At 33.7% G+C, this 18,464-nt stretch carries 18 protein-coding genes; 9 read left to right on the top strand and 9 right to left on the bottom strand.

What is annotated here, in order from left to right:
* The first annotated feature begins 181 nt into the window (after positions 1-181).
* Positions 182-1,159 carry a thioredoxin-disulfide reductase gene (gene trxB / locus Q0951_RS03095; RefSeq protein WP_299334129.1) on the top strand — a complete coding sequence of 326 codons (978 nt, stop codon included), beginning with the start codon at positions 182-184 and terminating at the stop codon, positions 1,157-1,159.
* Between the two features lie 78 nt (positions 1,160-1,237).
* Here trxB and Q0951_RS03090 read toward each other — a convergent pair whose 3' ends face one another.
* The 6 genes from Q0951_RS03090 to Q0951_RS03065 form a co-directional block, all read right to left on the bottom strand.
* Positions 1,238-2,071: a DUF2807 domain-containing protein gene (locus tag Q0951_RS03090; RefSeq protein ID WP_299334127.1), complete on the bottom strand. Its 834-nt coding sequence runs from the start codon at positions 2,069-2,071 to the stop codon at positions 1,238-1,240.
* A gap of 108 nt (positions 2,072-2,179) precedes the next feature.
* Positions 2,180-2,899, bottom strand: coding sequence for a head GIN domain-containing protein (locus tag Q0951_RS03085; protein WP_299334125.1), 720 nt, complete (start codon positions 2,897-2,899; stop codon positions 2,180-2,182).
* 26 nt (positions 2,900-2,925) lie between these two features.
* Complete coding sequence (locus Q0951_RS03080) at positions 2,926-3,717, bottom strand: DUF3471 domain-containing protein (protein ID WP_299334122.1); 792 nt, start codon at positions 3,715-3,717, stop codon at positions 2,926-2,928.
* Between the two features lie 89 nt (positions 3,718-3,806).
* The gene (locus tag Q0951_RS03075; RefSeq protein WP_299334120.1) at positions 3,807-5,660 is read right to left on the bottom strand and encodes a PspC domain-containing protein; all 1,854 of its coding nucleotides are present in this window, start codon (positions 5,658-5,660) and stop codon (positions 3,807-3,809) included.
* Positions 5,653-5,997 (bottom strand): PadR family transcriptional regulator, encoded by a 345-nt coding sequence (locus Q0951_RS03070; protein ID WP_299334117.1) that lies wholly within the window; start codon positions 5,995-5,997, stop codon positions 5,653-5,655. Before Q0951_RS03070 ends, Q0951_RS03075 begins: the two co-directional genes overlap by 8 nt.
* A 96-nt stretch (positions 5,998-6,093) precedes the next feature.
* Positions 6,094-6,540 (bottom strand): DUF4870 domain-containing protein, encoded by a 447-nt coding sequence (locus tag Q0951_RS03065; protein ID WP_299334115.1) that lies wholly within the window; start codon positions 6,538-6,540, stop codon positions 6,094-6,096.
* A 144-nt stretch (positions 6,541-6,684) separates the two neighbouring features.
* Between Q0951_RS03065 and Q0951_RS03060 the strand changes: the two genes are divergently transcribed.
* The 4 genes from Q0951_RS03060 (at position 6,685) to Q0951_RS03045 (ending at position 10,776) form a co-directional block, all read left to right on the top strand.
* Positions 6,685-7,140, top strand: a complete 456-nt coding sequence (locus tag Q0951_RS03060; protein WP_299334114.1) for a DUF4442 domain-containing protein — start codon at positions 6,685-6,687, stop codon at positions 7,138-7,140.
* Between the two features lie 112 nt (positions 7,141-7,252).
* The gene (locus Q0951_RS03055) at positions 7,253-8,077 is read left to right on the top strand and encodes a TIGR00266 family protein (protein WP_299334112.1); all 825 of its coding nucleotides are present in this window, start codon (positions 7,253-7,255) and stop codon (positions 8,075-8,077) included.
* A 102-nt stretch (positions 8,078-8,179) separates the two neighbouring features.
* Complete coding sequence (locus tag Q0951_RS03050) at positions 8,180-10,396, top strand: T9SS type A sorting domain-containing protein (protein ID WP_299334109.1); 2,217 nt, start codon at positions 8,180-8,182, stop codon at positions 10,394-10,396.
* A 182-nt stretch (positions 10,397-10,578) separates the two neighbouring features.
* Entirely contained in the window at positions 10,579-10,776 is a 198-nt protein-coding gene (locus tag Q0951_RS03045; protein WP_299334106.1) for a hypothetical protein, read from the top strand.
* Positions 10,777-10,833: 57 nt separating this feature from the next.
* Here the strand turns inward: Q0951_RS03045 and Q0951_RS03040 are convergent, their stop codons facing one another.
* Positions 10,834-11,772 carry a LysR substrate-binding domain-containing protein gene (locus tag Q0951_RS03040; protein ID WP_299334103.1) on the bottom strand — a complete coding sequence of 313 codons (939 nt, stop codon included), beginning with the start codon at positions 11,770-11,772 and terminating at the stop codon, positions 10,834-10,836.
* 103 nt (positions 11,773-11,875) lie between these two features.
* On the opposite strand from Q0951_RS03040, the gene Q0951_RS03035 reads away from it, so the two are divergent.
* On the top strand, positions 11,876-12,355 hold the full coding sequence (locus tag Q0951_RS03035) for a Dps family protein (RefSeq protein ID WP_299334101.1): 480 nt from the start codon (positions 11,876-11,878) through the stop codon (positions 12,353-12,355).
* Between the two features lie 81 nt (positions 12,356-12,436).
* Here Q0951_RS03035 and Q0951_RS03030 read toward each other — a convergent pair whose 3' ends face one another.
* On the bottom strand, positions 12,437-13,915 hold the full coding sequence (locus tag Q0951_RS03030; RefSeq protein WP_299334099.1) for a hypothetical protein: 1,479 nt from the start codon (positions 13,913-13,915) through the stop codon (positions 12,437-12,439).
* A 130-nt stretch (positions 13,916-14,045) separates the two neighbouring features.
* Here Q0951_RS03030 and Q0951_RS03025 point away from each other — a divergent pair, with 130 nt between their 5' ends.
* From Q0951_RS03025 to Q0951_RS03015, 3 genes are read left to right on the top strand one after another with little or no spacing between them, the layout of a single operon-like run.
* The gene (locus Q0951_RS03025) at positions 14,046-14,558 is read left to right on the top strand and encodes an RNA polymerase sigma factor (protein WP_299334096.1); all 513 of its coding nucleotides are present in this window, start codon (positions 14,046-14,048) and stop codon (positions 14,556-14,558) included.
* Positions 14,559-14,608: 50 nt separating this feature from the next.
* Complete coding sequence (locus Q0951_RS03020; RefSeq protein ID WP_299334094.1) at positions 14,609-15,535, top strand: FecR family protein; 927 nt, start codon at positions 14,609-14,611, stop codon at positions 15,533-15,535.
* Positions 15,532-17,832: a TonB-dependent receptor gene (locus Q0951_RS03015; RefSeq protein ID WP_299334091.1), complete on the top strand. Its 2,301-nt coding sequence runs from the start codon at positions 15,532-15,534 to the stop codon at positions 17,830-17,832. Before Q0951_RS03020 ends, Q0951_RS03015 begins: the two co-directional genes overlap by 4 nt.
* 71 nt (positions 17,833-17,903) lie before the next feature.
* Here the strand turns inward: Q0951_RS03015 and Q0951_RS03010 are convergent, their stop codons facing one another.
* The gene (locus tag Q0951_RS03010; protein WP_299334089.1) at positions 17,904-18,323 is read right to left on the bottom strand and encodes a DUF2141 domain-containing protein; all 420 of its coding nucleotides are present in this window, start codon (positions 18,321-18,323) and stop codon (positions 17,904-17,906) included.
* Positions 18,324-18,464 lie beyond the last annotated feature (141 nt).

The raw sequence follows: 18,464 nt of genomic DNA, 5'->3' as shown, positions 1-18,464 counted from the left end.
GTTATATCTAAACTACTACTTTACACATTTTTTTATTGACTCAAATCCAATTATCATTAACTACAATGGCAAATGAAACCAACATAGAAAAATCTAATATGACTATTCTAACTGTTAATAACTTTGATGTAAGTTTTTAATCAAAAATCCTACTTTTGTCTATAATAAATTGAAAAAACATATGTCTGATACAATAGAGAATGTAAAATGCCTAATTATAGGTTCTGGACCTGCAGGTTATACTGCAGCTATTTATGCTTCCAGAGCTAATATGGAACCTGTACTTTATCAAGGAACGCAACCTGGAGGTCAATTAACCACTACAAATGACGTTGAGAATTTCCCTGGTTATCCTGACGGTATTACAGGTCCTGAAATGATGATAGAACTACAGAAACAAGCTGCTCGTTTTGGAACTGATATTCGAGATGGATGGGTAACTAAAGTAGATTTTTCAGGAGATATTCACAAAGTTTGGGTGAACGATACTAAAGAGATTCACTGTAAAACAGTTATTATTTCAACTGGTGCATCAGCTAAGTACTTAGGTTTAGACTCTGAGCAAAAATATCTAAAACTTGGTGGAGGTGTTTCTGCCTGTGCGGTTTGTGACGGATTTTTCTACAGAAATCAGGAAGTTGTAATCGTTGGAGCAGGAGATAGCGCTTGTGAAGAAGCTCACTACTTATCTAAACTCTGTAAGAAAGTAACTATGCTGGTTCGTAGAGATGAATTTAGAGCATCAAAGATCATGGCTAACCGTGTTAAAAACACTGAGAATATTGAGATTCTTTACAACACTGAAACCGATGAAGTACTTGGTGACGGTCAAGTGGTAACAGGTGTTAGAGCGTTTAATAATCAAACCAATGAAAAGTTTGAAATTCCTGCTACAGGATTTTTTGTCGCTATAGGACATAAGCCTAATACAGATATTTTTAAGGATTATTTAAATTTAGATGAGACTGGATATATCATTAATGTACCTGGAACAGCTAAAACTAATGTAGAAGGTGTGTTTGTATCTGGTGATGCTGCAGACCATGTCTATCGTCAAGCGGTTACTGCTGCTGGTACTGGTTGTATGGCTGCCTTAGATGCTGAACGCTATTTGGCCGCTAAGGAATCTGATTTTGAATTTGTAACACCTCAGTATTAGAGAATTAATCATACTAATAAATAAAAATCCGAAGCGTTTAAGCTTCGGATTTTTTTGTTCTTCGGAAATGAAGACACTTTATTTTTCCTTTTTCTGAAGTTTTACAGTATCGGTAAATCTATTGATTGTGATTTTTGGGTTTCCATAGAGATATACTTCACTGGCACCTGAGGCTTCAATAACGATATCTTCTGTGACTTCAACATAAACATCGCTAGCTATTTCAGCAATGATATTACAAGTTTTACTCGTGAAGTTTTTACCGTTGAACTGTGCATTATTATCTGTTCTCAGCATCAAATTATCAACGGTCCCTTCAACATCAGCATTAGTACGTTGGTAGAGATCCATTTTTACATCAGTAGCATTGATCAAAGCATCCATTTTAGTATTATCGCTAATTTCAACAGAAACATTAGTTGCTGTGATGTTTAATTTTACTTTGGTCTTGTCTGAACTTATAAAAGTAAAATCATCTGTTTTAATATTTAAATACGCTCTTGATGAGCCACTGGTTTTAAGTGATGCATTAGTTAATTCAAGTGAGGTTAACGATCGTACTTCTCCGTCATCTTTTACTTCAATATGCGAGAATTCATCTCCGTAATTTACTTTTACATTGAGCTTTTTTGCTCTTATGTCTCTAGTCGTGGTTATGGTAAGTACACTGTCAACAACCTTAACGTCTATATATTCATGAAGGTTGTCATCTGTTTCAATTTCTACCGAAGGCTTTTTATTGTAAAATAACTCTACTTTAAAATCTTCACCAACAATAATTTTTTCAAATCCATCAACATAAGTTTGTTTAATGGTTAAATTTCTATCACCTTTTACTTTCTCGTTATCTTGTGCTAAACCAGCTACACTATAACCGAGAACAATTAATAGAAATAAAGTAATGTTTTTCATTAGTATAAATTAAGTATTAGAACAAATATAAAACAAAAACCATCCCAAACTCATTATTGAGCTTGAAATGGTTTAAAAATTGATTGATTAGTTGGTTGTTAAATCGTCTTACTGTTTTCTTATACTACCAGAAACACCGTCGCTTTTACTTACTTTTTCAGGATTTCCAAGATACTTAATATCACCTCCACTGGTAGCGCTAGCCGACAAGCTTTTCTCTGCGCGAACAATGATAACTGCGCCACTGGTTACAGACGCTGTACAATTTTGAGATTCCAGCTGACCAGCCTTAATATCACTTCCACTGGTAGCTGAAGCACTTAGTTTACTTGTTGTTCCAGAGACCTTTAGATCGCTTCCACTCGTTGCTGCGAGTACAGTAACCTCTGCATTGATTTCAACTTCCAAATCGGCACCACTTGTAGTAATTAATTTAATAGCATCGGCTTCTAAGGTATTCGTTGAAAATACATCACTTCCGCTCGTTGCCGATATTAAATCTAAGTCTTTGACATTGACCATTACCTTTTTCGATTCAGAAGTACTAATATTTTTGTCGGCATAGATTTTAAGAACACCGTTTTCCACTTCGGTTATAATGATATCATGTAGATTTTCATCGGCTTGAACTTTCAGCATTGGAGAATCACTTTGCGTCAAGTAAACATCTAAGCCTCTACTTACTTCAACTTGATTAAAGTCTTCCTCAATTGTGCGATCTACTGTAGATACATTTCCGTTTCCTTTAACTCCAGGAGTAATATTGATACAAGACATAAGCAATAAGCTTAGTAATATTGTAACTGTAATTTTTGTTAATGTTGTCATGATTGATTGTTTTAAATTGATGATTATTATTGTTTTATGGCCTCTTCTACAATATTGCCATTTTCTCTAACGATAAACTTTGTAACCTGACCCTCTTCATCTGATATAAACTCAAAGGTTAAAGGTGCTTGTTGATGCGCAAAAAGTGTTTGTGATTTCGCATAAATCTCAGCACTCATTTCTCCAGCATTGATGTGTAAACCTTTTTCAGTTCTTGAGATAATGACCAAACCTGTTGCTTTAGCTTGATATTTACCGATATATGTGTCTAATAGGTCTTCAGATATATCTATTTCATCAGTAGTGGCCTGCTTTTCCATTTGGTGATCATAACTGATCACACGTTTTAAATACCATTGTCCCTCTTCTAAGATCCATAAATGCGAGAACTTTGCAATACTTCCTGCAACTTCTTTTCCATTGGTTGTTTCAAAAAATTTATGAACACCGTTTTGTAGAGCACCATAGACTTCTCCATTTTGTTTTAGAGGAAAAACTTCAAGACTTCCTTCAAGGAGCTCTCTTCGTGATGTTGTCTTATTATCTGGATTACAAATGCCATTTTTCATTGATGTAATGAATCCCTCTTTTGAAGTTTCAAGTCCGCCTATGTCGTGATAGAATTCGAAATCTTCAGCTATGAGTTGATCTAGGTATTGTGTTTCACATTTATTAAAAGAACGTTCAAATAGTAAGCTGTCTTTAGCTTTAAGGATTTCATACAAATCAGAATATTCGCTGGTTTGCTCTTTGTTGTCAGTGATTATTCCGAAGAACACCGCACTTATTATGATTATTTTATAAGTAAACTGAAACATTTTTTGATTGATTATGGTTCAAATATTTAAAAAAAGGTTGGTTAGTGGTATTTTAAATATCTGAACCGTTGATTGTTTATGATGAATTGTTAATTGTTATCGTTATCTGTAGTAATCTCTATACCATCATCATCAATATTGACCTTTACATCATCGCTTTTAGCTTTAATACCGTCACTATCTATTTGAAGACTACTATTTTCGGTTTTTGCTTTGATACCATCCTCATCGATTTTCAGACCTGAATTCTCATCATCTTCGATATCTACTTTGACTTTAAACTCTTCATCCTCTGGACAATCGAGACACTCCACACCATTAGTGATAATTTTTAGATAATGCTCTTCCATGTCATGGTCTAAAATATCATTGTAATAGTTTTGATTACTATGATAATTATAAGTGTTACTATCAGCATAAAGTACAGAGCCCTCAGGTAAATAAACTGTAACAATAACTTCTTGCCCCTTACGCGATTCGTTGATTGGTAGTGTGAAATAGCTATCCAATAATAGTTCTTTGTTTTTTAATTGGTAGTTATATTCTATACGTTCTGCTCTGGTTTTAGCATCTTCAAAATCAAAACCTCTTGAGCTACGTTCAACTCTTATTTTTGCAATACTATCTTTGGTAGATTTTACAATTAATCTAACACCTCTCGAATACAATACTTTATTGTCGTTTTCGTCATAGGCTGTATCAAATCCATAACTTCTCCAATAGCGACTTGTAAACAGATCGTTATTATTCATTCGCATGGTGATCGTGTCATTGGAAGTAATTGCCGCTAGTTTTTCAGTTTTGATGTATGACCCTTCTTCCTTGAAGCTTAATCCAAATCTGGCTGATAAAACAATGAGCGATATAAACGAAATGAACCACAATCCAAGTAATGTGTATTTAGCAGCATTACCTATAGATTTTAAGTTGGTGATTAGTATTTTCAATCCTAGGTAGAATACAAAGAATGCAATAATGCCAACAAAGAAAAATACTAAGAGTGACATGACCCAAAGTGGGAGGTTAGTTGCCTCTGCAATGTCATAAAAGTTAGTGCCTGGAATGTTCACCGTTTCCAATAAACTCAGGCTAAGTAAACTTACAATTAGAGATATAATCGTTACAGCACCTACAAACATTAAGATTAGTCCAAAGAACTTAGCAAACATCTTTAAAAAGAACATGATAATATTACCGATGGTCTCAAAGAATGAGGTTGAAGTGGATTTAATGCGTTCACCTTGTTTTGGCAGATCGGCTTTTTTTACCCCTTCGGAAATTGACTCCGTAACATGTTCAAAGCCTTCCTTTATTTTATCGCCTTGTTTTTTAAGATCTACATTCTGGACAGCGGTGGATACACTATCAAATCCGTCTTTGATTTTTTTTTCAATGTTACTAATATTGACAGGTTCACCTTTCATCATTAGTTTTTCTGAAGTCGTTGTAGCTTCAGGAACAAAAATCCACAGTAAAATGTATAGTAAAACACCAGTTCCTGCTCCAAAGATGAGTAAGATCCAGATCAGACGAATCCAAATCACATCAACACCAAAGTAATGTGCTAAACCTGCTGATACACCTCCTACATATGAGTTGTCTGTATCTCTAAATAGTTTTTTGGCATTAGAACTTTTTCTGGTATATGAACGTTGAGGTTCATCTTCAAAGATCTCGTCATCTACCAAGTAGTCTTCAGGTTGTCCCATTATAGTAATAACCTCGTCAACTTCTTTCTGACCAATAACTTGTCTTTCGTTTTGTACACGCTCACTAAATAATTCGGCGATACGTGCTTCTATATCAGATATAATTTCTGATCGACCTTGAGAGTCTGTAAATGAACGTTTTATAGCCTCAAGATAGCGCTGCAATTTTAAGTATGCATCTTCGTCTATATGGAAGAATATACCTGCTAAATTTATGTTGACTGTTTTATTCATTATTTTTTGTTTTTTCTCTTGTTACTATGTTAACTGCGTTTTGTAATTCGTTCCAGGTGATTGTTAATTCTTTGAGGAATAACTGACCTGTTTCTGTGAGACCATAATACTTTCTTGGTGGTCCTGATGTGGATTCTTCCCAACGATAATTGAGTAATCCAGCATTTTTGAGCCTTGTGAGAAGGGGATAAATGGTCCCTTCTACTACAAGCAATTTTGCGTCTTTAAGTGTGCCTAAGATTTCTGCCACGTAAGCATCATCATCTTTTAGTACTGATAATATGCAGTACTCTAATACACCCTTTCGCATTTGTGCTTTTGTGTTTTCTATCTTCATAAATGAGATTTTAAAGTGAAACTGTTCATTTTTTGATTGATTCTCCGAAGCTTTTGCAAAGGAGATTTGATTGATGATGGTTAATTGATGATATTTTTATTTTAGAAAATTTATGGTTAATGGATATTCATAGAGTTCTCCGTCTCTGGCCTTTAAACTTGCAATAACTATAAATGCTAACTCCAAGATAAATCCAATTATAGCTAAAAATCCAAGTCCGCCTGTTATATACAGTAGGGGAGAAGGTTCTCCAACATTAATATGAAAATCATGAAATCCATGAAAATCTATAAAGTCCAATCCGTTGAAAAATTTAAAAATGAAAAACGGAATGGTAAGTGTTCCAATAATCAACGTATATAATAGAATACTGATCTGAAAATTAATAGCCTGCTTTCCATGAGTGTCTACAAATTCTGATTTGTCTTTGTTTACCATCCATATCACTATTGGTCCGATGTAGTTTCCTAACGGAATTAAAAACCTACTAAAGGTTGATAGATGGATGAAGGTTGCGATGTTTTTTTGATGATTGTTTGGCATGATTTTAAAACATATAGTAATTTCTTATACAAATATATGTCTAAAAACAGGTATTATGTTACGCATAGTACTAAAAATTAACATAATATTAACAAATGGTTATGTCGATTATTTTCAATATTTTAGCTGAAACATCCTGTAAATATGACCATTTCGCCTAGAAAACTCAATATGTTTCTATTATTCAAATTACCAGCTGCTTACTTCTGTGGTGTGCGTACAACAGCATTAGATGACACCTCTTGTAAAGTGTCTGTGAAGCACAGATGGATCAATCAAAATCCGTTTAATTCGATGTTTTGGGCTGTGCAAGGTATGGCAGCCGAGTTGACCACAGGTGCTTTAGTAATGTCTAAAATCAAAGCAAGCGGACAAAATATTTCCATGCTGGTAGCCAATAATAATGCGTCGTTTACCAAAAAGGCTACAGGAAGAATCACTTTTGCCTGTGATCAAGGTGCTAAAGTAGATGAGGCCATCAAAAATGCTATCGCTACAGGTGAAGGACAAACCGTTGTGCTGAATTCTAAAGGTATAAATAAAGAAGGTGTTCAAGTATCTGATTTTAATTTTGAATGGACACTCAAGGTGAAATCTTAAAATGTTACTTTAAACTAAGTAGTTATGATTTTTGGATTTTTCAATTTTGTAACAAAACCATGAATGAGACAACCAATACATAAATCAACCTTAAAACGAAAATACTATTACAATGGAAAAATTACCAGATTATAACAATAGAAATGCTCATGAAATAGATTACCGTATTTACGGCGAAGAAATGCAATATGTTGAAATAGAGCTCGATCCTCAAGAAGCGGTTATTGCAGAATCAGGAAGTTTTATGATGATGGATGACGGCATCAAAATGGAAACTATTTTTGGTGACGGTTCTCAAAAAGACAAAGGCTTCTTAGGAAAAATATTAGGTGCAGGAAAACGTATCCTCACAGGTGAGAGTTTATTTATGACAGCATTTTATAATGACCTAACAGGAAAACGAAATGTCTCATTTGCATCACCATATCCAGGAAAAATTGTTCCTATTGACCTCACAGAATACAGAGGTAAGTTTATTTGCCAGAAAGATGCTTTCCTTTGCGCTGCTAAAGGCGTGAGCGTTGGTATAGAATTTTCTAAAAAATTAGGACGCGGACTCTTTGGTGGTGAAGGATTTATTATGCAAAAACTGGAAGGTGATGGTATGGCTTTTGTCCATGCAGGAGGCACTATGGCAAGAAAAGAATTGCAAGCAGGTGAAACTCTACGCGTAGATACAGGATGTATTGTTGGTTTTACTCAAGACATTGATTATGATATTGAGTTTGTTGGTGGTATTAAGAATACGGTTTTTGGAGGTGAAGGTTTGTTTTTTGCCAAGCTTCAAGGACCTGGAGTAGTCTATATACAATCGTTACCATTTAGTAGACTTGCAGGACGAATCGTGTCTTCAATACCAAGAGGAGGCAACAGTAAAGGCGAAGGTAGTATCCTTGGCGGATTAGGAGATCTTTTAGATGGTGATAATCGTTTTTAAACGTTATTTACTTTTAAGAATAAACCAAAAAGGTTGCGTTTACTACGCAACCTTTTCTATTGTTACACATCTTATAGGAAACAAACTACTAATTCTTGCTTTATGAAAATCAAAATTACTTTTTTACTACTTTTCCTTACACTTGAATGCTTAACAGCTCAAATAATTGATATCCCAGATGCGAATTTTAAAAATGCTTTGGTGAATGATAATGTGGCTTTTATTGGTGGTTCTAATGGATTAACTGATGTGGATACAAATAATGACGGAGAAATTCAACTTAATGAAGCTTTGGCTGTGAGTTTTTTAAATATATCTAACAAAAATATTACATCGCTTGAAGGTATTCAGCATTTTTCGAATGTAACAGATTTTTATGCAAGACATAATAATATCGTTGATTTGGATCTTAGTTTTTTAACGTCTATTGGCGATTTGCTTTTAGACAATAATCCAATGGAATCATTAGATTTAAGTAATCTGGTGAACGCTGATATAATAAAAGTTTATGAAACAAACTTGATAGATTTAAATTTAGAATCTTTAGAAAGTGTTCAGATTTTAGAAGGAGGTAATGGTCCGCTTGGAACTGTCAATCTTGATGCACTTATTCATGCAGACTATCTTTATTTTCCTTTAGGTAACCTAAGTGAACTAAATATAAGTGCATTGGAGTATTGTCAAAAGATATCTTTGGAAGGTAATCCAGTTATAGATTTAGACGTTAGTAGTGTTATAGAAAGTCCTAATGGTATTTTGTATTTGGATCTAATAAGTACACCAATTGAAACCTTAAATTTAAAAAATGGTCTCGAGGAATATTTGCAATTAGAAGGCTCTGTAAACCTTAGTTTTATTTGTGCAGATGCCAATCAACTAGATGACATTCAAAACGTTTTAACACAATATAGTATCAATAATTGTTTAGTGAATAATTATTGTTCCTTTACGCCTGGAGGTGACTATTATATCGTAGAGGGAGTAACAAGATTTGATATGAATTTGGATGGTTGTGATGTGAACGATAATTTGTATTCAAGCTTAAAGTTTAGTATTGGTAATGGTATAACTGAGGAAATATACACTGCAGATAGCACAGGGCATTATAATATTTCGGTCAATGAAGGCTCTTATACCTTTACACCATTATTCGACAACCCTAATTATTATTCGATTTCTCCATCAGTTGTAACCTTGAATTTTCCTTCGGACGGAAGTTTATATAATCAAGATTTTTGCCTCACACCAAATGGGATTTATAATGATTTAGAAGTATTTATTGTTCCAATTACTGATGCAGTTCCTGGTTTTGATTCAGAATATAAAATAGTGTACAGAAATGTTGGGAATACCGTCTTGTCTGGAACATTAGACTTTGATTTTAGTTTTGATAGTGATTATATGCAGTATTTGTCTTCTGTTCCTTCAGAAAATGGACATGTCAATAATATATTATCCTGGGATTATATAGATTTAGTGCCTTTTGAAACTCGAGAAATAGTAGCGACTTTTAATTTGAATACACCTACCGATACTAATTTTCCTTTAAATGCTGATCATGAATTGAATTTTGAAGTTTTAATAAGCTCCAATGCAATTGACGAAACACCAGATAATAACGATTTCGGATTAAAACAAATTGTGGTCAACTCTTTTGATCCTAATGATATCAGATGTTTGGAAGGCGAAAACATCTTACCAGAACGCGTTGGTGAGTATGTACATTACTTAATCCGATTTGAAAACTTAGGGACAGCTAATGCGACCAATATTGTTATTAAGAATACAATTGACGCTACAAAATTTGATGTCAATTCTTTGGCACCTCTTAATGGAAGCCATGAATATTATACACGAATAAATACCGAAAATGAAGTAGAGTTCATTTTTGAAAACATCAACTTACCTTTTGACGATGCTAATAATGATGGCTATGTTCTTTACAAGATCAAAACTTTGGAAAGTTTAGTTCTTGGTGATACGTTTTCAAATCAAGCTGAAATTTATTTCGATTTTAATGCACCAATCATTACTAATACTTACACAACAGAAGTTTCCGAAGAACAATTAAGCACAAACGAATTTACCAAATTGAACACACGAGTGCATCCAAATCCAGTAACAGATTTCCTTAGCATCAAAAGTGATACAGTTATAGAGTCGACAACTATGTATGATATAAATGGTAGAGTTATGTTAAGCACAAACGTTGACACCAATACATATAAATTAGATCTTAGTCAATTAAAGGCAGGACTCTACTTTTTAAAGGTGTTTTCTAACTCAAAAAGTGAGACCTTGAAGATCGTGAAACGCTAGGTTTTCAGAATTGTTTAATTAGTTTTTTACAGGTAGATCTGGAATGATTTAACAAATTATTGGCTGTTAAAATTTAGACCCATCGTCTGAGCAATCATTTTTTTTACTAAATTTAGAATCGTAATTAAAAAATAATCGCTTATATAACAAATCTACTTAGAAACCCTAAACCCAATTAAAAAATGGCAAGAGCAATGTTTGAGTATACTAAAACTATACTTAAAAAAGTAAGCTTTGACGCTACATTGTTTTGCAAAGAATTACAAAAAGCACTTCAACGATTATTACCTTATGAAATTGAAGAGCTTAAGATTTACATCAAATCTTTAATTTTGCAAAACCCAGAATTAAATCAATGTTTAATCTTATTAAAACCATAAAAAAAAAGCGACTTACGAGTCGCTTTTTTTATATCTGTATGTTAAGTTGTACTACTATTATTTTGCTATCGGACTAATAATCTCAACATTTTGAAAGGCGATTGCACCTCTTATAATCCCTGAGATCACATTATGTAAAGCATCGATAATTTGCATCTTTAGCTCACTTTTGTGATAAATAATACTAACCTCTCTGGCTGGTGAAGGCTCATTAAAATGGTGTAATTTATTAACCATTTTTTCATTAAGGTCTAAGGTGTTTAGATAGGGTAGTAGAGTCATCCCTAAACCTTCATTAGATAGTTTTACTAAGGTTTCTATACTTCCGCTTTCTAATTGAAACTGGTCATCGTCATGACTTTTAAATGCTTTACAAAGATTGATCACGCCATCTCTAAAACAATGACCATCTTCTAACAGTAACATGTCATTAATATCCAGATCTGAAACATCAATTTTCTTTTTGTCTTTTAGTCTGTGATCATCAGGAATATAGCCTACAAAAGGTTCGTAGTATAATACACGTTCTTTAATAGCTTCGTGTTCTAAAGGTGTTGCTGCAATAGCAGCATCGAGATGACCATCTTGAATTCTTGCAATAATCTCTTCAGTAGTATGTTCTTCGATCTTTAGTTTGACCTTTGGATATCTTTTAATGAAGGTTTTAAGAAACATCGGTAATAAGGTTGGCATTATAGTAGGTATGATACCAATTTTAAATTCGCCACCTATAAATCCTTTTTGCTGATCAACAATATCTTGGATGCGGTCTGATTCGTTCACAATATTCTTTGCCTGCTGAACTATTTTTCGTCCAACATCTGTTAATTCTATAGGTTTTTTACTTCTGTCAAAAATCAATATGTCTAATTCTTCTTCCAATTTCTGAATTTGTGTACTCAAGGTTGGCTGCGTAACAAAGCACTTTTCTGCGGCTTTAGTAAAATTTTTATGTTCGGCTATTGCTAGTACGTAATGTAATTGTGTGATTGTCATAGTTATTCATTTAGACTATAAAAATATAAAAACTATCTATAAAAACTATAATAAATTTTATTAATTATAAATTAAATTTGTATAAACAAAAACAATATAACAAATGACATTAAATAGTATCGGTTTAGACTCCAAAAAAACAAAAGACATAGCAAGTGATTTGAATCATTTATTGGCTAATTTTCAAATATATTATCAAAATTTAAGAGGTATCCATTGGAATATTCAAGGAAAGCGATTCTTTGACTTACACACTAAGTTTGAAGAACTGTACACAGATGCCAATTTAAAAGTTGATGAGATTGCAGAACGTATTTTAACTCTTGGTGTAACACCATTGCATACGTTTGAAGATTACACTAAAGCGGCTAAAGTGCCAGTAGGGAAGAACATTTCCGAAGATGAAAAAGCGGTTGAACTCATTGTAAGTTCATTAACCGAGTTGCTCAAGATCGAGCGTCAAATCTTAGACGTTTCCGACGAAGCAAATGATGAAGGTACCAATGCCATGATGAGTGATTTTATTACTGAACAGGAAAAAACAGTCTGGATGATGAAAGCGTGGTTAGGACAGAGTGTGTAGTTTCTCTGTACTGAGCAAAGAAAACCCTTCAAGAGTAATCCTGAAGGGTTTTTTATTAATTAAATTCAATTAAATAGGGTTTTATTCACAGCCCGATGTAATGTTAGATACCCATGGTTCAACACTTTCTACTTCGGGACCATCTGGATTATCGCAATCAAAGAATAACCAAACACTATTAAGGTTACCTGAGTTAGTACTAATTTCAACACCCACACCACCAGCAGGTTCTGCAAAGACCTCCCAGGTTCCTGTGGCAACTGATTGATTATTTTGGCTTACATTGATCGTACCATCGCTTCCAAACACATAGGTGAATTCAATATCATCAATGGTAGCAGTCCAAAACTGACATTCTACCAAATATCCTTCAACATCTTCTTCAGAGCAGTCTGATGGATTGTTATTATCATCACACTCTACAAAATCTTCTTGAGTAAAGCCTTCACACTCTGCATAACATGCATTAGGGAAAACCGTTATAATTAGTTGTCCGTTGTCTTCATACTGAACACATACAGGATCTATCGCTTCATCTAAACATTCTTCACATTCAGAGACATCTCCACAGTCAACAAAGTCCTCTTGAGTAAAGCCTTCACATTCTGCATAACATGCATTTGGAAAAGGAATGACGAACACCTGACCATCGTCTTCTTCGTATTCTACACAAACAACAGGACCTGCTTGATTTTCACAATCGCAATCGTCATCATAATCATCATAACAATCCTCTAAAAGTGCTTCAAAATCCGCATCACTAGTTATAGTTACTACTTCAGCCTGATCAAATAGTGCGACCTCGAAAGGATATTCAAAATCGAAGTAATAGGCGTTGTAAAGTGCATTATCTAATTCTTCCTGAGAATTCACAACAATAGTATTACCATCATCAGTAATAATAGTTATTGGGAAAACAAATTCGAAGCATTCAATATCTCCAGGACCATTATAATCGTCCTCACAGTTTTCAATAAAATTATTTTGGGTAAAACCATCACATTGTGCATAACATGCATTTGGATAGGTAACCACAAAGGATTGGCCATCTGGTGCAGTTATTTCAACACAAACAGGGTCATATACTTCAAAACATTCACAATCAGAGTCGTCAAAATCACAATCTTCTAAAAGATCAATAAATTCGTCTTCATTGTTAATAGTTACTACTTCTATAGCATCTGAATCATCATTATAAGTCTCTACATCAAAAGGAAACTCAATGCCATTCACATAGAGCTCATCTGTAGAATTGATCATTATAAGAACGAGATCTTCAAGGCTGTTTACAGTGACTGTAGTTCCAGTATTGTAAGATAAATTTAAAGGGTATACAAAATCGAAGCAGAAATCTAGAACAATATTTCCAGCAGGATTTTCATCTGGAATCATATCACCTTCAGAGTTGAATTGAAGTTGTAATTCACCAAGTGAGGTTGTGATAGCTTCGCTTTCCTGAATGTTTTGTTGCTCTACTACAGGTTCATTATTAGTACAAGAGGTTAAAACACCAGCTATTAAGGCAAAACTTAAAAGCAATAGTTTGAAATTCTTCATCATAGCAATTTTTTAAGATTAAATATGTTTTTGTCGATTAATCATAACTAAGACAACCCTCAAAAAAAATACCCTACTTTTTTCTCTAATTTTTTTTTATTTAGTTTTGAAACGTTCACAACCAAACCAAACAATGTCTAAAGATCAACATAGTGTATGTCATTCTAAAACTTTTGAAACTATATATCAAAAGTATTCAAAAGATCTTAGACGCTTTATTTTTTTTAAAACTCAGGATATCGATAAAGCCGAAGACATATTACAGGAGACATTTATAAAACTCTGGGATAATTGTAATAAGGTCAACCATGAAAAAGTAAGAAGTTATCTGTACACGGTAGCTACAAATACTTTTTTAAATATGATCAAACATGAGAAGGTAGTGAGAAAACATCAGCAGGGAATTAATAATCCTACCACTAACGAGTCGCCAGAATTTATCATGCTGGAGAACGAGTTTATGGATAAGCTGGAGCGCACTATTAATTCACTTCCTGAGAAGCAAAAAGAAGTATTTCTACTCAATCGTATCGAAAAGAAAACATACAAAGATATTGCCTCGCAATTAAACATTTCAGTGAAAGCAGTTGAGAAGCGAATGCATTTGGCATTGTTAGTTATTAGACGCGATATTGGAAATATTTAAATTTAAAGTAGGGTTTTACAGGTTGTAGTTGTCCTATTAATAAGAAAGTCATGAAAGAGCAACATTTACATAACGAAAAAGATACATTTTTGGCCCAATGGTTAGCAGGAGATCTTTCTGATGATGAGCTAAAAGCTCTGGTATCTGAATCTGATTTTAAAGCCTATCTCAAAATTAGAAAAGGGATTGACGCTCATGAGGTTTTAGATACACCAACAGCTGCTTCATTTAAAAAGATCAAAGCGCATATCTCGCAAAAAGAGTCCAAGGTCAAACCATTGCATGCAAAAACCTGGCTTATTGGTATTGCGGCTTCTGTGGTATTGTTTTTTGGGTTGTTCACTATTTTGGGAGATGATATAATTACTATCGAAACTAGTTTTGGTGAACAACGCACTATTGCTTTGTTAGACGGTTCTGAAGTGATATTAAACTCCAAATCTACCTTAACCTATGATGAAGATAACTGGGCTTCTGAGCGAACTATCAACCTAATAGGTGAAGCCTATTTTAAAGTTAAAAAAGGTAGTACGTTTACTGTTACTACTGAAAATGGCAATGTAAGCGTCTTAGGAACGCAGTTTAATGTTAATACTGTCAACGAGCTTTTTGAGGTGGTTTGTTTTGAAGGAAAAGTGAGTGTCAATTCAAAAGGAGAGGACCATATACTATTGCCTTCTAAGTCCTTTAGACGCATAAATGGTCATACGGCCGAGCTATGGGAAGTTGTTGAGAATAAGCCAACGTGGATAGATGGCGAGAGTAGTTTTAAAAGTGTGCCTTTGCATTATGTGATTTCTGCTTTAGAGGCGCAATACAATGTCACAGTCAATTCAGATACTATAGACCAGCATATAATTTTTACAGGTAGTTTTACACATAAAGATCTGGACACAGCATTAAAAACTGTATTCAAACCTTTACAAATACGATATATTGTAAAAGAAAACCGAAACATCTATTTGAGCTCAAAGTGAAAAAATTGATTATTAGCATTGTACTAATTCTACCCGTTTTAGCCTTTTCGCAAGAAGAGGCTAAATTTTACATTCAATTTAATAATGTCACTTTAAAGGACGCTTTTGAAGTTATTGAAGATGTGTATGATGTCAGGTTTTCTTATCAGGATGCCATCATAGCAAATACAACGATCAACTTAACAAAAGAAAAGCGGTCGTTATCTCAACTTTTAAGAACTGTTGAAGCAAAAACTGGTCTAAGTTTTGAGCTTGTTGTAAATCGTTACATCATTGTCAATCAAGCAAGAGATGAGGTGTATATACAAGAGCTTGATAAAATAATTCTCAATAGTTACCTTACCAAAGGGATAAGCAAACAAAAGGACGCCTCCTTTAAGATTGATCCCAGAAGCTTGGGGATTTTACCAGGTTTAACAGAGCCTGATGTGCTGGAAAGTATTCAATTGTTACCAGGAGTTGTTAGTCCAAATGAAACAGCCTCTGGTTTTTTAGTTAGAGGCGGACACATGGATCAAAATCGTCTCATTTGGGATGGTATAAACATGTATCATAAAGGACACCTCTTTGGAATGATCTCACCATTCAATCCCAATGCTACCAAAGCTGTAACATTTATTAATAAAGGCTCACATCCACGTTACGGTGAACGCGCATCGAGTGTAATATCAATGACTACTAATACAGCTATAGAAAACGATGTGAAAGCGCAGTTAGGGTTTAATGGCATTAATGCAGATGCGTTTGTCGAAGTTCCTATTATCAAAAATAAATTGGGAGTTCAGGCGTCTTTGAGATCCAGTTATACCAATTTATATCAATCTTACACCTTTGACAGATTGGCTGATAAAGTGTTTGAGAGTACTAAAATTCAAAATGGAGATAATCCAGATAACGATTTTAGCTTTTTAGATTACAACCTTAAATTAAATTATAAGCTAAACGCAAAAAATAGCTTGTATGCCAGTATGATTGCTATTGACAATACTCTTGATTATACAGTTAATCAGTCAAATACTAACGAAAGCTTTAATGACCAAATGTCGATCAAAAATACAGGTTATGGTTTGGGTTGGTCTACGCAATGGAATACTAAGCTAGCACAACATACGTCTGCTTATTTTTCAGACTATAAACTGAATTATAATTTTATTACTTCGGAAAATGGCACGCAAGTTTCAGATTTTGAAAAACGTAATATTATTTTCGATTCTGGAATTTCAACCGAATTACAGCAAATAATCAATGATAATAACATAATAACCCTTGGCTACCAATATGTAGTCAAAGATGTTGCGTATGCGTTTTTGAATACTACCAATCTTCAGTTTATTTTAGATGAAGATAAAACAGTAGTTAGAACACACAGTTTATATGGAAACTATGACTATAAAAACCCAAAGTTATTTGATCTGTCCTTCGGATTAAGAGCTACTTATTTTGACGAATTGAATGCGGTTAGGTTTGAGCCACGATTGCTGATGTACAAACAGCTTTTCAAAAACGTTAAACTTCAAATTTCAGGAGAAATAAAAAATCAAATCATTAGTGAAATAGATGAAACTATCATTAGTGATCTCTCTTTGGAGAACAGGCTGTGGCGATTGGCTAATGGTAACGAATTTCCTATCATTAACAGCAAGCAGGTGTCTGCAGGATTTATTTACACAAGAAATGGATGGACCTTAGACGTTGATAATTATTATAAGACATTAGATAACATCACAGCTTTGTCGTTTGGATTTTTAAATCCAAATGGTAGTCAATTCAATATTGGTGAACAAAGAATTTACGGGATTGATTTGTTTTTAAGAAAGCGCTTTAATGGATTTAATTCTTGGGTGAGTTATGCGTTTAACAATTCTGAAAGTCGCTACAAAAATTTAAATAATGAAGCTTTTTTTACATCGCGTTCTAATGTAATCCATGCTATTACTGCATCAATAGGTTATAAAAAATCTGATTTTCAAGTGGCTTTGGCATGGCGATGGCAAACCGGAAAACCATATACTGAAGCTACTGAAGCTACAGACGGATTAGAGTTTAATAATGGAATAAATACGAAACGATTACCAGATTATCACAGACTTGATTTCTCGTCAACTTATAGATTTAAATTTTCACGAGATAGTAAGTTAAGAGCTAAGGTTGGTTTCTCAATCCGAAATATCTACAATAAGACCAATTTGATCAGTAGAGAGTATTTAGGCAATAATGATTTTAACAGTGAGATTGAAGTCATAGATAAATTCTCAATTGGTTTTACACCTAATGTCATGTTTAGGTTGTACTGGTAGCAAAAAAAAGAACCTTCTGATTAAAGGTTCTTTTAGAGATTGACTAACGTTTTGATTGATGAGTTAAGGTATTAAAGTCTTATCGTTAATTTTAGATCTTCGTCTTTAACTTCAAATTTTGAATCACTGTATACTGGAGGACCAAAACTTCTCACATTGTTTGATGTTCCATAGCTTTCTTTTGGCATACCGTTTTCCTCAAAATCCATTCTGTTGTTTTCGTTTTTATCATGAAGTACCATGATGGCATAATCTCCAGAGGCAACATTTTCAAAAGTAAAAGTCGCTTTTCCATCTATTATTTTACCTTCTAAGTTTTGTACTCCAGCACCTTTCATAAAGGTGTCAGAGGTATGTAAAGAGATGACTGCTTTTCCGTCGTTACTTAAAAAGTTTTCTACAGTGACTGTAATGGTTTGTCCTTTGTTGTCTTGAGCAAATCCTAAAGTAGATACAAGTGTTAATGCGATTGTTAAGAATAAAGTTTTCATAATAGTATTGATTAATGATTAATGGTTCGTTTGTTATTGATAGTTCAAATATCTAACGAACTGAAAACTTTACATAAAGAGACTAACCGAATTGTCAGTTTTTATGACTGAATTGTAAAAAAGATGTTTTGTTATAATCAA

The organism is uncultured Psychroserpens sp., from assembly GCF_947501425.1.
Classification (GTDB): Bacteria; Bacteroidota; Bacteroidia; order Flavobacteriales; family Flavobacteriaceae; genus Psychroserpens.
This window is presented reverse-complemented; position numbering and strand designations above follow the sequence as displayed.

What these genes read in the sequence shown, in the direction of transcription:
- trxB (WP_299334129.1), top strand. Translation starts at nt 182, where the DNA reads ATGTCTGATACAATAGAGAATGTAAAATGCCTAATTATAGGTTCTGGA.
- Q0951_RS03090 (WP_299334127.1), bottom strand. Translation starts at nt 2,071, where the DNA reads ATGAAAAACATTACTTTATTTCTATTAATTGTTCTCGGTTATAGTGTA.
- Q0951_RS03085 (WP_299334125.1), bottom strand. Translation starts at nt 2,899, where the DNA reads ATGACAACATTAACAAAAATTACAGTTACAATATTACTAAGCTTATTG.
- Q0951_RS03080 (WP_299334122.1), bottom strand. Translation starts at nt 3,717, where the DNA reads ATGTTTCAGTTTACTTATAAAATAATCATAATAAGTGCGGTGTTCTTC.
- Q0951_RS03075 (WP_299334120.1), bottom strand. Translation starts at nt 5,660, where the DNA reads ATGAATAAAACAGTCAACATAAATTTAGCAGGTATATTCTTCCATATA.
- Q0951_RS03070 (WP_299334117.1), bottom strand. Translation starts at nt 5,997, where the DNA reads ATGAAGATAGAAAACACAAAAGCACAAATGCGAAAGGGTGTATTAGAG.
- Q0951_RS03065 (WP_299334115.1), bottom strand. Translation starts at nt 6,540, where the DNA reads ATGCCAAACAATCATCAAAAAAACATCGCAACCTTCATCCATCTATCA.
- Q0951_RS03060 (WP_299334114.1), top strand. Translation starts at nt 6,685, where the DNA reads ATGACCATTTCGCCTAGAAAACTCAATATGTTTCTATTATTCAAATTA.
- Q0951_RS03055 (WP_299334112.1), top strand. Translation starts at nt 7,253, where the DNA reads ATGGAAAAATTACCAGATTATAACAATAGAAATGCTCATGAAATAGAT.
- Q0951_RS03050 (WP_299334109.1), top strand. Translation starts at nt 8,180, where the DNA reads ATGAAAATCAAAATTACTTTTTTACTACTTTTCCTTACACTTGAATGC.
- Q0951_RS03045 (WP_299334106.1), top strand. Translation starts at nt 10,579, where the DNA reads ATGGCAAGAGCAATGTTTGAGTATACTAAAACTATACTTAAAAAAGTA.
- Q0951_RS03040 (WP_299334103.1), bottom strand. Translation starts at nt 11,772, where the DNA reads ATGACAATCACACAATTACATTACGTACTAGCAATAGCCGAACATAAA.
- Q0951_RS03035 (WP_299334101.1), top strand. Translation starts at nt 11,876, where the DNA reads ATGACATTAAATAGTATCGGTTTAGACTCCAAAAAAACAAAAGACATA.
- Q0951_RS03030 (WP_299334099.1), bottom strand. Translation starts at nt 13,915, where the DNA reads ATGATGAAGAATTTCAAACTATTGCTTTTAAGTTTTGCCTTAATAGCT.
- Q0951_RS03025 (WP_299334096.1), top strand. Translation starts at nt 14,046, where the DNA reads ATGTCTAAAGATCAACATAGTGTATGTCATTCTAAAACTTTTGAAACT.
- Q0951_RS03020 (WP_299334094.1), top strand. Translation starts at nt 14,609, where the DNA reads ATGAAAGAGCAACATTTACATAACGAAAAAGATACATTTTTGGCCCAA.
- Q0951_RS03010 (WP_299334089.1), bottom strand. Translation starts at nt 18,323, where the DNA reads ATGAAAACTTTATTCTTAACAATCGCATTAACACTTGTATCTACTTTA.